This window comes from Turneriella parva DSM 21527 (assembly GCF_000266885.1).
Lineage (GTDB): Bacteria > Spirochaetota > Leptospiria > Turneriellales > Turneriellaceae > Turneriella > Turneriella parva.
Genome location: NC_018020.1, coordinates 2226121 through 2240808, shown reverse-complemented (window position 1 = coordinate 2240808; position 14688 = coordinate 2226121). Strand labels below are relative to the sequence as shown.

General features: G+C 53.2%; 9 protein-coding genes. 3 read left to right on the top strand and 6 right to left on the bottom strand.

Translation table 11 applies throughout. The features are described 5' to 3' along the window. Nucleotides 1–25: 25 nt before the first annotated feature. Nucleotides 26–5851: a LamG-like jellyroll fold domain-containing protein gene (locus tag TURPA_RS10800; protein WP_169314414.1), complete on the bottom strand. Its 5826-nt coding sequence runs from the start codon at nt 5849–5851 to the stop codon at nt 26–28. Nucleotides 5852–6074: 223 nt separating this feature from the next. Beyond that, nucleotides 6075–7133 carry a DUF5683 domain-containing protein gene (locus tag TURPA_RS10795; protein ID WP_014803339.1) on the bottom strand — a complete coding sequence of 353 codons (1059 nt, stop codon included), beginning with the start codon at nt 7131–7133 and terminating at the stop codon, nt 6075–6077. Nucleotides 7134–7283: 150 nt separating this feature from the next. Here TURPA_RS10795 and TURPA_RS10790 point away from each other — a divergent pair, with 150 nt between their 5' ends. From TURPA_RS10790 to TURPA_RS10780, 3 genes are all read left to right on the top strand, one after another. After that, a complete protein-coding gene (locus tag TURPA_RS10790) occupies nt 7284–8390 on the top strand; it encodes an esterase/lipase family protein (protein WP_014803338.1) in 1107 nt (368 codons plus the stop codon). A 55-nt stretch (nt 8391–8445) separates the two neighbouring features. Then, a complete protein-coding gene (locus tag TURPA_RS10785) occupies nt 8446–9498 on the top strand; it encodes a lipase secretion chaperone (RefSeq protein ID WP_014803337.1) in 1053 nt (350 codons plus the stop codon). A gap of 91 nt (nt 9499–9589) precedes the next feature. Next, nucleotides 9590–10492 carry an MBL fold metallo-hydrolase gene (locus TURPA_RS10780; protein ID WP_014803336.1) on the top strand — a complete coding sequence of 301 codons (903 nt, stop codon included), beginning with the start codon at nt 9590–9592 and terminating at the stop codon, nt 10490–10492. Nucleotide 10493: 1 nt separating this feature from the next. Here TURPA_RS10780 and TURPA_RS10775 read toward each other — a convergent pair whose 3' ends face one another. From TURPA_RS10775 to TURPA_RS10760, 4 genes are all read right to left on the bottom strand, one after another. After that, a complete protein-coding gene (locus tag TURPA_RS10775) occupies nt 10494–12035 on the bottom strand; it encodes a pyridoxal phosphate-dependent decarboxylase family protein (protein ID WP_014803335.1) in 1542 nt (513 codons plus the stop codon). Between the two features lie 41 nt (nt 12036–12076). Beyond that, nucleotides 12077–13663 (bottom strand): xylulokinase, encoded by a 1587-nt coding sequence (locus TURPA_RS10770; RefSeq protein WP_014803334.1) that lies wholly within the window; start codon nt 13661–13663, stop codon nt 12077–12079. A 91-nt stretch (nt 13664–13754) separates the two neighbouring features. After that, nucleotides 13755–14189, bottom strand: a complete 435-nt coding sequence (locus TURPA_RS10765; RefSeq protein WP_041948461.1) for a hypothetical protein — start codon at nt 14187–14189, stop codon at nt 13755–13757. Nucleotides 14190–14280: 91 nt separating this feature from the next. Further along, nucleotides 14281–14670 carry an OsmC family protein gene (locus tag TURPA_RS10760; RefSeq protein ID WP_014803332.1) on the bottom strand — a complete coding sequence of 130 codons (390 nt, stop codon included), beginning with the start codon at nt 14668–14670 and terminating at the stop codon, nt 14281–14283. Nucleotides 14671–14688 lie beyond the last annotated feature (18 nt).

Here is a 14688-nt window from a genome sequence, read left to right as displayed (position 1 = left end):
GTACATGAAGCAGTGGGCAATTCATCTACTGCTCAACGCAGTAAAGCGGGCGACTAAATGCACAACCGCCAAAATTAAATGAAATGGCTCCGCCACCGGTGTTTGAGCCTTCTCCATAGAATCCATTTACCCCTACTGGTGTCCAATTTGCACAATCATCCTGCGTGGGAGAAATAACTGAACCTACAAGCCAAGAGCTGCTGAGGCCTGTCCACGGATACACGGCACTGCCGGCGATTCCACCGATGGCCACAGAAGAGAATACGGCCCGGTCGTTCGCCGTGAACAAATACCTCGTACCTGCCTGATCAACATATGGCACCTGCGGCCGCAGCACCCAATCGATGTTTTCGAGAAAGCCAGAAGTCGCGCAACTGGCCGAGGTGCATGCTCGGCGCACAGAATCGTCGACCAGCATTGCTTTGTAGACACCGGGCGGCTTGTTCACATCGGCAACATTGTTACATTTTGCGTCGGCCCCGGTAACACCAGCCAGATCGCCAGAATACGTATTTGCGGTGACATAAATTCTTCGGCTGGGTTGCTGCACCAGCGCACGCACTTCGGTTGCGCTCAGAGCACGGTTGTAAATGCGCACATCATCGATATTGCCGTCGAAACCTGTCGGCCAGATATTCTTGCCGATTGCGAAATTTACTCCGTTGTTGAATTCGGGAAAAAGATTTGCGGGTGTGCATGTTCTGATGGCGGCCCCATCAACGTAGATGGTAATGTTACCCGTAGAACCTGAGCGCACCGTGGCTGCTATATGCCTGTAGGTGCCTGCTGGGGGCATGTAGGTAACGCCGCAATCGTTCACGGCACCATTTCCCCGGGCAAGCACCTGCAGCGCAGTAGGTCCGTTGAAAACGATACCTCCGCCCTTGGCACCCGCAGTCGAACCGTCGCCGTTCCAGTTGTCGATGAGGCCTGTCAGCCCCGCGGGGATGGTCGAGGGCCTTATCCATAAGGCGAAAGTGGCATCGGATACCAAGTGATTGCCGGCAGCAACACTCATGCTATCGCTGCCGTCAAACTTGTACGCCTGGCTATTAAGATCGAAACGATCGTCAGTCGGCGTTGCGCCGGCATTGGTGAGGGTGTTTCCCTGGCCGCTGGCATCTGCTGTGTCGCCGGTAAAATCGAAGCGTGACACCAAACCTGCAGGTGCCTGCACAGCTATTTGCCGTATCTCTGCTGCTGAAAGAGCTTTATTATATACGCGAACATCGTCGACATCGCCGGTGAAACGATGGCCGTCATCAAACCAGGCGCCGACGCGAAAAGCCCCGGAGACGGTCGAAGAGACGGATGTAGAAAGTGTTACGGGCTTAGTTCCCACCAGCGCACCATCGACGTAGAGGCGGGCATTGGTGCCATCGAAAGTTGCGCAGACATGTGCCCATGTGCCGAGAGAAAACTTATAGGCGACAGCGTGATCAAAAGCCGAATTAAATGTATTCGCTACAAAAATATTCGTGCCTGCATCGCGGCTGATTGCCAGACCGAATTCTCTGCCGCTACCTGCGCCACCATAAGAAACCGGCGACACAAAATTACTGACGGGGGGATAAGCGAGCGGGCGAATGAACGCGCATAGCGTGCGCGGGGCATTTTCTTTTGGCAGCGCGGCGATCGTTGCCGCATCAACAGAAAGCGATCCCGTGCCGTTAAAAGAGAAGGCGCCTGCAGTGTCGCCGTCTTTACCCACTGCGCTTGTCGTGCCGCCCAAAAGATTCTGCGCGAGCGCCCCCGAAGCGGTATATCCGGACATCTCATAATGCGCTATGAGTTCAGTCGGACCAATATTAGCAGAAGTGCCGGTATCTTGTGCCAGTTCGTTGATTTCTCCCTCGCTCAGAGCACGGTTGTAGATGCGCACGTCGGCCATCGAACCGGCAAATCTTGAGGCCTGTGAACGCGTGGCCCCAATGGTGACATTGCTAACAAATGAGTCCAAAAAATCTACCGATGCCTGGCTCGAAGCGGCGGTCATGTTGTATCCGTTGACATAGATTCGCCCACCCGGATGCACAGTATCGCCGCCCCGGTAGACATAGGTGAGGTGCACCCAGGTGTTCGTCTTCACTACGCCCGCCGAAGTTGAGCTGAGATAATTCGTGAGCGCCCCACTGCTGTACCAATTCTGAAAGGTCACCGATCCGTTCGGGGCGATATACCACTGGAATTCGAAATCTGTCAGGTTGCCGATTATCGGCCTCGCCACCGAGAGATCGCTGGCGCGTACCCAGGCAGACAAAGTAAATGGCTGATTAACAGTAAAAGTGAAGTTTTTCGTGGTGACGTGTCGACTGCCATCAAACAGCGCTGCGCCCGCTGCTTCGCCAAACCGCCCGGTCGTGTAAGTCGCAGTACCCAACCAAGCCGGCGTCACGGCTGCTGCATCGCTTGAATAGTCGTCGCTGTTATTGGTAAACGTCCAATGCCCGGTTAGTTTGTCTTCAAAGAGCTTCACGATACGTCTGTCACCGTGCAGGCTGATGTACATATTGCGGCCATCGGTGGCAATACCGACCGGACGCGGTAAACCCGCACTACTGCCCGCACCATTGGTATAGAACATCGAACTCATCGAGCTGTTGCCGACGAGTGTCGTTACCTGGCCGGTTGCCAGATACGCGCGGCGGACAACGTGGTTACCGTATTCAGTAAAAATCAGACTACCTTTGCCATCGTAAATGAGGTCGTGCGGTTCGTTCAGGCGTACGACAGAACCGACGCCATCAACATGACCTGCAGAAGTTTGCCCGAATGCTGTCACGACAGTTCCGCCGCCCTTTGGAACCCGGTAAACTGCATTTACTCCCGCGCGGGTAAAATATAGATCATTGCCGACGACAACAATGCCGATTGGTGCGGAAATACCGGAGACGACGGTCGTCTTTTGTCCGGTACGCAAGTCGACCTTCACTAACTCGTCCGCCGCCCGATTGCACACATAGATGTCGTCGCCGTCGAGCGCAATACCGAACGGATTGCTGAAACCAGAAGCAACTTCGAAACGAGCACCACCTACCACCGGGACTTTGTAGAGGCGATTATCAGTGAGGGTCGTGAAATAGATGCTCGTACCATCTGTTGCCATGCCACGAATCACGCCCGGAATTCCGCTGGCGACCAGGGTTCTGGCGTTGATATTGTTGACGTCCGTCTTATAAATACAATAACTCAGCGGCGCGCCGCCGTCGCAGTCACCGTCAGTCCCCCAAAAGACAAACCCGCCAGCAACTGCGAGCGAGTTGGGAAGTTCTCCGAGTACAGCGAAGGATGTTTGTAAAAATTCTGCCCGCGTACGGTAGAGCATAGCGGGCACATTAGTCGCTGCCACCGCCTGAAAGCGTCCCCCAACCATATACCCATTGGCACAATCAATATTGAGAGTCAAGTCGCTCAACAACGTTCCGAACTGTCCCTGCCTGATGGCGCAGACCTGACCTGCAGGCTGCGCCGTGATGGCGAAGTTGTACGTGTCGCCCAAGCCCCGAGTGGTAACCCAAACGACTCCCGGCGCAATCGAGTTTGCGCTAATCGTGCCCGAGGCAGTGCCGTCGGTGAAGCCAAAAGTCTTGCTATTAGCGGTGTCAAGCCCCGAGACAACGAGCCGAATCTGCGGCTTCGTCGCGAACGGCGAAGCCGTGACTTTGGTTTCATTACCGGCATTGTCGACTGCGCCAGCCACATAATAATATGTATTCGTCGCCACCGGCACTGTCACGTTGATGCTCGTCGCCGGGTGCGCCGCGATATGGTTCACGGTTGTGTACGGGCCACCGACTGCTTCGGCGCGGTAGATGTTGTAATACGCGATGCCAGAGCCAGTCGTGTCATCGGCGAGAGACCATTGGAGTGTGAAGTTACTGCTACCGCCAGAGGTGAGCGATGTCAGGCCCGCGAAGGTGGGAGGGGTGGTGTCCCGGGTTAAAGTCAAGGTTGTGTTACCATACGCCAATATCAGATTCTGAACACAAATGCGAATCGTATGCGGGCCATTGGAACCAAGATTCGCCTCGGTTACGATAGTGTTCGTCGGCGAGCTGATGGTAGGTTCGGTCGTGCCTGATGCAAGCTGCGTGCCGGTGGTACAACTTGTGCCACCAAGTCGCACGGTATAAGGTGCTGAAGGTCGCGAACTTGTCCATGAAATCGTCGTCTGCGTCTGCGAACCGGTATTCGAAAGCGCGGCATATGTATTAGAGAGAACCGTAATCGTCGGCAACACCGAATCGACTGTATAGACCTGCGTCTTGACCGACGCTTCGTTATTGCCTGCCTTGTCGCGGCAAATGTACTTGAGCGTGGTCACACCTTGTGGCGTCTGAAACGGCGTGCTGTATGTGTTCGAAGCGGGCATACCGAAATGGGGTTCATCACCGTTCGTAGTGAATACAATGCGGTCGGGATTATCAGAACAGGTCAAGGCCACTGATTGTGGCTCGCCAAAACTGCCACCGACAGGTGAAGCGGCAGTAGTCGGCGCAGTGCTGTCACGGGTTATCTGCAAAAATGCAAAACCCCACTGCGCGCTGAGGTTCTGCACGCAAATACGCACATTGTATACTCCATCGCTTGGCAGATCACTACTGGTATTCAGGATTCTTTCGACCGGTATGCCAGCAGTCGCTGGCAAAGCGGTGAGTGGTTGCAACACCGTTGCGCCCGCATCTGTGCAACTGGTCGCATTGTGCACAATCCTATACGTCGCCGGCGCAGCAAGGTTTGTTGTGAAGCGCAGTGTCGATGTGTTGTTCACGGTGGGTGAGACGAACGGCCGAAAAATCGATGTATCGAGATTCACCGTAACCGCAGGTATCGAACTATCAATGGTATATGTTGCGGATTGAACAACCGGTTCGACATTACCGCCTCGGTCAATGCAGCGCCACTTGTAGATGCTCACCTGTGGGTCGGGAGTAGAAGGCGTGGTAATCGGCCCAGTATAAAGAACAGCCGGCAAGATGGGCTGCCCGGTAGCACTGAAGGTTGGGTCGGGTGGTGGCGCTGGCGCGGTGGACTGCTGCGATGCAACGGTATAGATAATTCGCTCGTAGTTATTTGAGCAGGTGAGCTCTATGTTTTGCGCCGTGGCATAAGCATCTGCCGGCGGTGTGAACGAAGTGAGGGGCGGAGTATCATCGCGAAAGATGGGCCATGAATTTGTGCCTTTCTTGTTCTTGGCAAAATTCTCTACATAAATCACCAGACGGTTTGGTCCCAGAGAAAACTGCGTTGGCGAACGCGAAAGAGAAACGGGCGAACCCGGCGCAATAGTCTTGTCTGCCGAAGCAAGCATCGTACCGTTACTAAATCCACTTCCCAATGCACATGTGATTTCACCCGAAGTCACACAGGCGCTCCACGAATTGCCGTCGTCATCTACAAAATCGTGAGTAAACTCCACAGCGAAACCGGCTTGATTGTACCCGCCTGCAGTATTACTAATGCCGCTCAACACGGCTGGGGCGGTCGTCAGTCTAATCTCTATGTCGACGTTACCCTGATACGAAACATCGGTTACGCCCGTGATTCGGTTGCCAGCATAGTCACGCACATTGGTAAAGCTGAGGACTATTGGCCCGTTACTTACCTGCGATTGATTCGTATAAAGGCGATACGTGAAAGCAGCGGTTTTTTCGACGCGTACAATATTGACGCCAGTGGCACCCGTATCAGAAAGTACGAAATCAGATGGCTGTGGATCATTTAACTCTTCGCTAAAGCGCAGGTCTATATAGGCAAGCTGCGATATCAAAGCCCCGGAAACAGGAAATATAGCCTGCGCAAGTTGTGGCCGCGTGACGTCGGCTTTATGGCACGCCGTCTTATCGTTCAAACAATTCGTCTCTGGGTCTAGCTTCAGAAAAGAGCACTGTACAAAGAAGAAACTCCCCAGAAAAATTATGGATACTTTTGCTGCTTTCACCATTTCTGCCCGTATCTATGAGTAAATTCTGCCCTGAAAGGGCCGCCCTGCTATACCCAAGCTTATACGTTCGGGCCAAAAAGTCTGTTTTTTTTCGCGCGGCCGCGCCGGCAATAATCGCTGCGCCACAGGCTCAAAATGCATAGTTCACGCGCAGCGACAATGGGTCGCGGTCGCCTGTCAGGCGCACATTGGCCCCAAAGATACTCTCTTGTTGCTCATAGACTTTGGCGGATTGTTTGCCGAGCTCGATATAGCTACCCTCAAAGAACCAAGCGTCGAACAGGTGCCAGAGATAGATCGTGAACGTGATGCCCGCACTAATCATCATGATCTGGTACCACTGATCGGCCTTATTGACGAGCCGCGAAAACTCGGCGCGCGTTGCGTCAGGGTCTTTGATACCAAATTCGCCCTGCGGTTCGGTCTTGACATGGTCGGGGTTATAGCTTTTGTACTGGCTTTTGGTCGACTCGAGCATAATGAGCGAGAACAGCGAGAACGCGGCGCCGGTGCCGATGACACCGCTGTAAATATAACCCGCGGTTTTGCGCTGCTTATAGAACTGGCCCCAGCCCGGCAACAGCGCCGAGCGCCATAACGCCCCTCTATCCGACGGATAAAAAAGATCTTTGATTCTGCTACCCAGAGTTTCAGAAACATCTTGCACATCTTCGAACATCTGGCTCGAGAACGGTACAGTAATATTTTTTTCGGCGACGATCTCTTTGTCGACGACGGAAAGAATTTTTCCGCTGATCACAATATTTTCTGGCGACGAAGTGAACTTGCCAAAAATGATGCCGTCTGCTTTGAGCGCAAAGCCCATCGCCTGCAGTTTTTCGGTATCGTAAAAATCTTCGGGTTTGAAATTTTTCGTCTTCGCATATTCACGCCACACCTTCGGTTCGATGCGCACGTAATTGTATTTGCTTTTCGTCAGCTCAAAAATCGATTCGCCGATAGAGTCGGTCAGCCACTTGACGTTCGGGTCATTCGATTCATTATAAAAATCGAGAAAGATAAGTTTCTTCACGACAGGCGCTGCCGCCGGGCCCTGTTTGTCGGCCTCGATTACAACCGGTGCGGATGTTTTGGTTTTCTGTTCTTCGCCCGCTGAAAAAACCGGCGCGACCGATGCGCCCATAAGCACACTAATCCCGACGAACAGCTGCACGCTCTTTTGCAACATCAACGTGAACTATTTCGTGCACCGCATAACACGTAAAGAAGTTTGGGATATCCGACATTGAACACTTGTTCACTCTTATTTTGGCGCGAGTCATACGCCTGCGCCTATATAGTCATGCTCGAAAATAATGCGTGAAGGGGAAATTTTCTAATGCGAAAACTGAGCACAATCTCTCTCTTGGTTCTGGCCCTGGCTGCACCGGCAATGGTGTCTGCGGCGGCGGCGAAAACAACTTACCCGGTCGTGTTCGCACACGGCATGGCAGGTTTTGACGACCTGCTGGGTTACGATTACTGGGGTGATGACTATGGCGTGTTCGTGGGCGACCCCTGCGATGCATTGCTCGAGGTCACCTGCAACGGCAACATCAATAGCGGCCAAAAGGCATTTCAAACACAGACTTATCCTTTTCAATCATCTGAGGTTCGTGGCCTCGATGTAGCAAATCAGGTTGAAGCGTACATGACATCGCAAGGTGTAAGCTACATCAACCTCGTCGGTCACTCACAGGGCGGTCTAGACATTCGCAAGGCTGCCAAAGTGCTGTACCAGCGCAAAGGCCGCCAGGTCGTGAGAGTTCTGATCTCTATCTCATCACCCCACCGTGGTTCACCGGTTGCAAAATACATTCTCGACCTGAAACCAGGCGTAACGAATGTGGTTGCGGCGCTCGCAACAATTTTCGGCAACTCGATCTATCGCAGCGGTAATGATGCATTCGCCGGCGCCAAGCAGCTCGTGTATAACGACTACAGCGCGACTGACGGCCTGACTACTGGTGCAAAAGCCTTTAACGTCAACAATCCCGTAAGCTCAACATACGCAGCTTATTATGGGTCATTCGTGACGGCACAAACCGGCGTTTCAGTGAACCCTGCTCTTTTTATTCTGCGTAACGGTTTCTTCAACATCGACGGCAATGGCTACTGTGTAGATGACTGCGATAACGACGGCGCAGGCGGCAAAGGCAACGGTACGGCAACCGACCTTGACGACGACGGTCTTGTGGGCATCAACTCGCAGCAAATGGGCTACCGTCTGAAATATAACGGTTGCACACTGTGCCTCGACTATATCACACAAGATTCTACGACAGGTAACGTAACGAACCTGAACGCACCTACGTCATTACAGATGACATCTGCTTCAAGCGTTATTAACCAAGACCACCTCGACGTCGTCGGCGTACCGCCAGACACATTCGACGAGATGGAATTCTACGCAGCGATTTTCAACTTTATTGCTGCTAAAGACTAAAAATTGATCGCACGATTGTTCGGGCTTTGCCCGAACAATCGTGCATTCTTTATTCATGAACTTCTTTAAATCCAGGCCGTGGCTCACCGGCATTCTCATCGGAGCCTCTATTGGTTTACTGATCTATTGGCTCAATCGCGATTCAGACGCTGTCAGGCAGCTGAAGGCGCTCGAACGCGGACCCCGCACGATGCGCGAATATCAGGAATCTGAAGTCGAAAAAATTCGCTACGAAATGAGCGAAGCCGGCACCAAACGCATTGTCGGCGAACTCACGTTTGAACAGAAACTGGCATTGCTGCGCGACAAGTGGAGCAAGCACATCGACAAAGGTTATATGCAGGTCAAGATGCTCGAAGAGATCATGAACCTCTGCAAGAAAGAGCGCCCCGATGACTGGGTCGCGTGCACCAACGAATTGGCGGGTGCGGCTTTTCCGAATCTGTCAGATAAGCTCTTTAACCAGCTATCATCGCTTGTGAGGTATAACGACTGGCTTTCGCGCAATAAAGACAAACTCGACAAGATGAGCCGCAAAGACCGGCAAAAGCTTTTGAACGAAATGCGCGGCAAACTCTTTGGCGAAGAAAACGCCAAGGACATCTGGGCAAATGAGATACGGGTCGAGGCACTGCGCAACACGCTCGAAGACATGAAAGAGGCGAAGGGCAAAGACCTGTCGACAAAACTCAGTGCATTCAAAAATTCGCTCAACGAGAATTTCGGCGACCAGGCGAAGGCATATGTCGAACGCCACCAGCAAGAGCTGACAAACGCAGTTCTAACCGCAGTGCAGGATGACCTGAAGGCGCTCAGCCCCACGCAGCAGAAGCACGCGCTGCGCACCATTCGCACAGAAATGGGTATGGATAAAGCCGCCCTCGAAAGGTGGGACGCCCTCGATTACGAACGCCAGAACCGCTGGGCGACGGGCAAGAACTACCTTGCCGAACGCGAAAAACTTGCCGCGAACCCCGGTGGCAATTCTGAAGCCGCGCTCAATGAACTGAGGCAAAAATACTTTGGCGCCGAAGCTGAGGCGATTGCCACCGAAGAAGCCGAGGGCTTCTACCGCTACAAGGGCGAACAACGCATCGGGCTTGAATAGAGGACTGTCTATTTCTGCCGCCACGCGGGCGAAATAGGCTTACGTAACAGAGCTTTTGGGCGCATGGCGACTTTCGCGTTATCTTCAGAAGGTGCGATTATTTCTGTTTCTGCTGCTGGCAACCACAGCATGCGGCAATTTCTCAGCGACGGTTAAGACTGCAAAACCCACCCCTCAACTGACACCTTCGGGTGATGCAATCGAATTCTGGTGGGTCGGTCACGCGACCGTGCTCATGCGCATTCACGACAAATGGATTATTACCGACCCCAATTTTTCGCCGCGCACCGGCGGCGTTGTGAAGAGGCTCACCGACGTGGGCATCGACATTGCCTCGATCAGGCCTGTCGATGCGATTGTCATCTCTCACAACCATTTTGATCACCTCGATGCGCCTTCACTCGAAATGCTCAAGGGTTCAAAGCACATCTTTGCCCCCAAAAGTGGTTATGCGTATATACCCACCGGACTCATGCGCGTCGAACACCGGGTCTCACCCGGCTACTCGCATGAAGAAGACGGGCTCAAGATCACGTCGGTACCTGTTGCGCACTTCGGTGGGCGCCTGCTTGTCGATAATCTGTGGGATGGAGAACCGTATACCGGTTATATCATTCAGTACAAAGGTATCACGGTGTTCTTCGCAGGTGACACGGGTTACCACGAAGAACACTTCAGGGAGCTGAAGAAACATTTCAAGATCGACATGGCTCTGATTCCGGTTGGGCCCTCAGGCGGCTTCGGCACAGGTTCTGGTTTCGGCAACGCAGTGCACGTGAACCCTTACGGCGCCTTACAGATCTTTCGCGACTGCGGCGCGCGCTACATGATACCCATTCACCACAGCACCTTCTACCGCCGGGGTGGTCTCGAGATGGATATGATCAAAGATTCAATTGCCATCTCGGGCGCGAGCGAGCGCATCTTGCTGCTCGAAGCCGGTGAGAACGTATCTTTTGGCCACGGGCTTACGCCCGTAGCCAGAAGAGAATAAATCAGACTTTGTAATACGCGTCCATATAGGTCTTAAGAATATCACCGACAACGCTGCGCACCGGCAAAGTAGCTGCCATGCCATAGATCGGCGCCGAGCTGCCCTTTTCAGACGGGTTCGCCTTCACGTGCAGAACTGCTGCCTTGAGGTCTTCGATGAACCGTTCTTTGACTCCCGGTTCTGCGTGGCGCAGTGTCAGCGCAATGTGCACGCAAGCGGGCCGGTGCAGACCGTTCAGTGAATAGCCCTTGTGTGTCATGTGCTCCATTACTTTATAGATGTCGAGAGAATCTGAAGCAAAGGCAATTACGTAAAGAGCGTCACCGAGAAGTTTCAGTTCGGGTATCTTGACGATTTCTTTCTTTATGAAATCCGCAGTTTCGAGAATTCTTCTGGCCGCTTCGAGATAACCCTTTTCGCCGATCGACACGAGCGCCGCCCAGGCCGCAGCGCTGAGACCGCCGGGGCGCGAACCGGCGAACGTCGGCGAAAAATACATGCCGCCCGGCCAGTTGGTCACGGTGAAGAACTGGTGGTGGCGAATTTTAGCATTGCGGTAGAGAATTACCGAAGTGCCTTTTGCCGCGTAGCCATATTTGTGCGTATCGACGGATATAGAAGTCACACCCGGCAGATTGAAATCGAACTTTGGCACCTTGTACCCGAGTTTGCGCGCGAACGGCAGAACAAACCCGCCTAGACATGCATCGGTATGAAACGGAATATTTTTCGCGCGCGCAAGTTCTGACATCTCTTCGATCGGGTCGACGACACCGTGCGGAAAAGCCGGTGCTGAGCCGATGACCACGACGGTGTTGCCGTTGATCGCTTTCTTCACGGCGTTTACGTCGGCGCGAAAGCTGCCATCGACCGGTACCTTTCGCAGTTTAATCTTGAAATATTGAGCCGCCTTGTCGAATGCCGCGTGCGCGGTCACGGGAGCCACCATCTCGGGGTTTTTGACGCCGCGCTCGGCTTCTGCCATGTCGCGGTAGGTTTTCATCGCGAGCAGAATGCTTTCGCTGCCACCCGATGTCACCGAACCGCAGAGTTCTGACTGCACCGATTCACCCGCGCCTTCTGACAGCATGCGTCCGACCATCGATATGACTTCGGCCTCGAACTTGCTCGCGCTTGGCCACAGGTCGGTGTGCAGCGGATTCGACTGCGAATGGATTGCATAGGCTTCGTTCAGGTATTCGATATGGCTGTTATCACCATGGTAAACCGCACCCGAGACATAACCTTCTTTCCATTTTTTGATCTCGGCCTGTTGCATCGTCTTGAGTTCTTTCAAGACATCGGCGCGGGCACGCCCTTCTGCAGGCAACTGACGAAAAGTCTCGAATTGGTCGCGGTAAGGCTTCATGTCTTTCGCGACAGCTTCGAGCACCTGCTTCGACTGGGCTTCGATCTGCTCTTTAACTGCGCCCTGCGATTTAAGCAACTTATCGAGCTCGGGAAAGCGCTCGAGAATGCCTTCGACTATCGAAAAAACTTCGGGAAATTTCTTCTGGTATTCGGCAATGATTTCTGGGTCCATGGTTTATCCTTTCGATCATTCATAGATTGCGCGTGCGCAATCTATGAATGATCTTTGTTTAATCGCTCATGTATTTTCTTGTGGGCAGCATACACGTTCTTGAATTCTGTATAAAGTTCGTCATATATCCGCCGGTTCGCAGGGTTCGGATGGTAGGTTTTTTGAATCGCGACGCGACTGGAAATATCTTTGAACTTGAACCTGCCCAAAGAAACGCCGGCAAGCAGTGCGACACCGCGCACGTTCGCCTGAATCGCGTCTTCAACCTGTAGAATTTCACGGTTCAGAATATCGGCGTGAATCTGGCACCAAAGGTCTGAGCGCGCGCCGCCACCGATCATGTTGATGCGTGGTATTTTTCTGCCGACGAAATCTTCGACTGCCTCGAGCAGCCAGCGCGAATTGTAGGCAACACCTTCGAACACGGCGCGCACCATGTGCGCGCGGGTCGTGCTGAGAGACATATTAAAGAAGCCACCGCGTATCGTATGGTCTTCAACCGGCGTGCGCTCACCAATCAGCCAGGGAGTGAAGATGAGTTTTTCACTGCCTGCGGGCACCGATGCGGCCAGTTCATTAAATTTCTGGTAAGCATCTGCGGGTGCCCCGTCAGGGGTGAGCGCGTCTTTTGGGTAGAAAACCTTGTCGCGCAGGTAGGTCAGGCAATAACCTGCCGTTTCGTGTTCGTTGCCGACGAGATAACGCCCCGGTATCGCCGAAGGAATCGTCGCCATATTGTATTCGGGCGAAGTTTTTTTGAACGGTACATGGCAGGTGAGCCACGAAGAGGTGCCGATATAAAGGTGCGTCGCGAAATCGTCGACCGCGCCTGAGCCGACTGCCGCCGACTGCACGTCTGGCGTGCCGAGTACGACCCGGGCGTTTGCCGTGAGCCCGAGGTCGTGTGCCGCGTCGGGCAGAATATTGCCTAAAATATCGGTCGAGCTGTAGAGGTCGGGCAGCTTATTCACGTCGAGTCCGGTCGCCTGAATGAGCGAAGGGTGGTAATATACTTTGCTGAGGTCGCGGTTGTCTGTAACCCAGTGCAGCGCGATGGAATCTTGCGCTGCGGCGAATTTACCCGTTAGCTTCAGATTGAGGTAATCTTTCGGTTCAAGAAATTTATAGGTATCGCGATAAAGATCGGGCATTTCATTCTTGATAAAGAGAATATGCGCCAGTGGGTCTTTGCCCGAAAGGCCCGGCATGCCTGCCGTCAAGAGAACCCACTGTGCCAGCTTCACGACATCGTAGCCCTGAAATTTCAAGAGCCCATCGACCATCTTGGCGACGTGCTTTGCGCCGCGCGAATCCATCCAGATGATCGAGTTATAGAGGTGTTTGCCGTCTTTGCCGACAGCGACCGTGCCCGACCATTGAGATGTGACGGCGACGCAGGTGATCTGCTCTACGGGTACGAGATTTTTAGCAATGAGCCGCTTTGAGGCGCGGCAGATTTTCTGCCACCAGTCTTCAGGGTCTTGCTCGGCGCCGCCTTCGGGAAGCAGAATAAGTTCGGTTGCTTCAACTTCGCAGTGCAGAACCTCACCGGTTTCGCGCACAATGGCAACCTTCGGCCCCGAGGTACCCAAATCGATGGCAAGAACGTACTGCTCGGCTTCTGACATATTTCAGAGACGAGGTGAAGAGAGTATGTGTAAAGCAGAATGTTAGAGAGGTTTTTTCGCGCGTGGGCATTTGCCCACGCGCGAAAAAACTTTACATATCTTTTAGTTTTCCGAGAACCTGGTTAATGCGCTTTTGAAAACTCGGATCGCCCTTGAAGTTTTCGACCTTAGCCTGCAGCGTTGCAGACATATTTGTTATCGAAGCCATGAAAACGTCAAGCTCACGCTTGAGTTCTTCTGGCGGCTCTGCAGCTTTGAGCAATTCAAAGCCCTGCCTGCCTTCGAGTGCCTTAACCTGGCTTTTCCATTTGTCGAGATAGTTCGCCCAGCCGTCGAGCGCCTTGAGAACGGCCTTACTTTTTTTCGCAACATTAAGTTCTGCTGTCAATTTGTTGGTTTTGCCGGTCATATCGATGAGCAACTGCTTCACTTCTGCAATCGCGATGGCCCGACGCGACGCGCGTTCGTCGGTTTTGGGGCTTGCCCCGCCCCCTGAAGACACGCGCACGCCTTGCGCAGCAGCCATATCGTTCGCCGTGAGAGAAGTACCTACGAGAAGAAGTAGTAGTATACGGCGATGTCTGGCGTCTATAAACATGCGAAGAAGCCCACCCTATTCAAAAAGTTTCAATCGCGATGGTACCAGTTAAGACCTTGTGCACGGGGCATGCATTGGCGACTGCGAGCAGCCGCTCACGTTGCTCTTCAGGCAATGCGTTTTCGAAACTCAATCGCCGCTTGAATTTTGTGACGCTCTTCTCTGTTTCAAAATCGATATCGACGCCGATTTGGCCGGTTTGCCAGCCTTTGCGTTCGGCATACATCCTCACTGTAATCGATGTGCATGCAGCCAGTGCCGCCGAAAGCAATTCGTAAGGCGTGCCTGCTGTATCGGCACCACCTTTGTCATTGGGTTCGTCGGCTTGAATCTTGTGGGTTCGTGCATTGATTTCTACGCGGTACTTTTCAGCATGACTTTTTGACTTAACGGCAACCTGATCGCTCATGGGCCATGATCTGCGGGG

Bases quoted from the DNA above. Each gene is read 5' to 3' on its own strand.
- TURPA_RS10795 (WP_014803339.1), bottom strand. From the start codon at position 7,133: ATGTTGCAAAAGAGCGTGCAGCTGTTCGTCGGGATTAGTGTGCTTATG.
- TURPA_RS10790 (WP_014803338.1), top strand. From the start codon at position 7,284: ATGCGAAAACTGAGCACAATCTCTCTCTTGGTTCTGGCCCTGGCTGCA.
- TURPA_RS10775 (WP_014803335.1), bottom strand. From the start codon at position 12,035: ATGGACCCAGAAATCATTGCCGAATACCAGAAGAAATTTCCCGAAGTT.
- TURPA_RS10770 (WP_014803334.1), bottom strand. From the start codon at position 13,663: ATGTCAGAAGCCGAGCAGTACGTTCTTGCCATCGATTTGGGTACCTCG.
- TURPA_RS10765 (WP_041948461.1), bottom strand. From the start codon at position 14,189: ATGGCTGCTGCGCAAGGCGTGCGCGTGTCTTCAGGGGGCGGGGCAAGC.
- TURPA_RS10785 (WP_014803337.1), top strand. From the start codon at position 8,446: ATGAACTTCTTTAAATCCAGGCCGTGGCTCACCGGCATTCTCATCGGA.
- TURPA_RS10760 (WP_014803332.1), bottom strand. From the start codon at position 14,670: ATGAGCGATCAGGTTGCCGTTAAGTCAAAAAGTCATGCTGAAAAGTAC.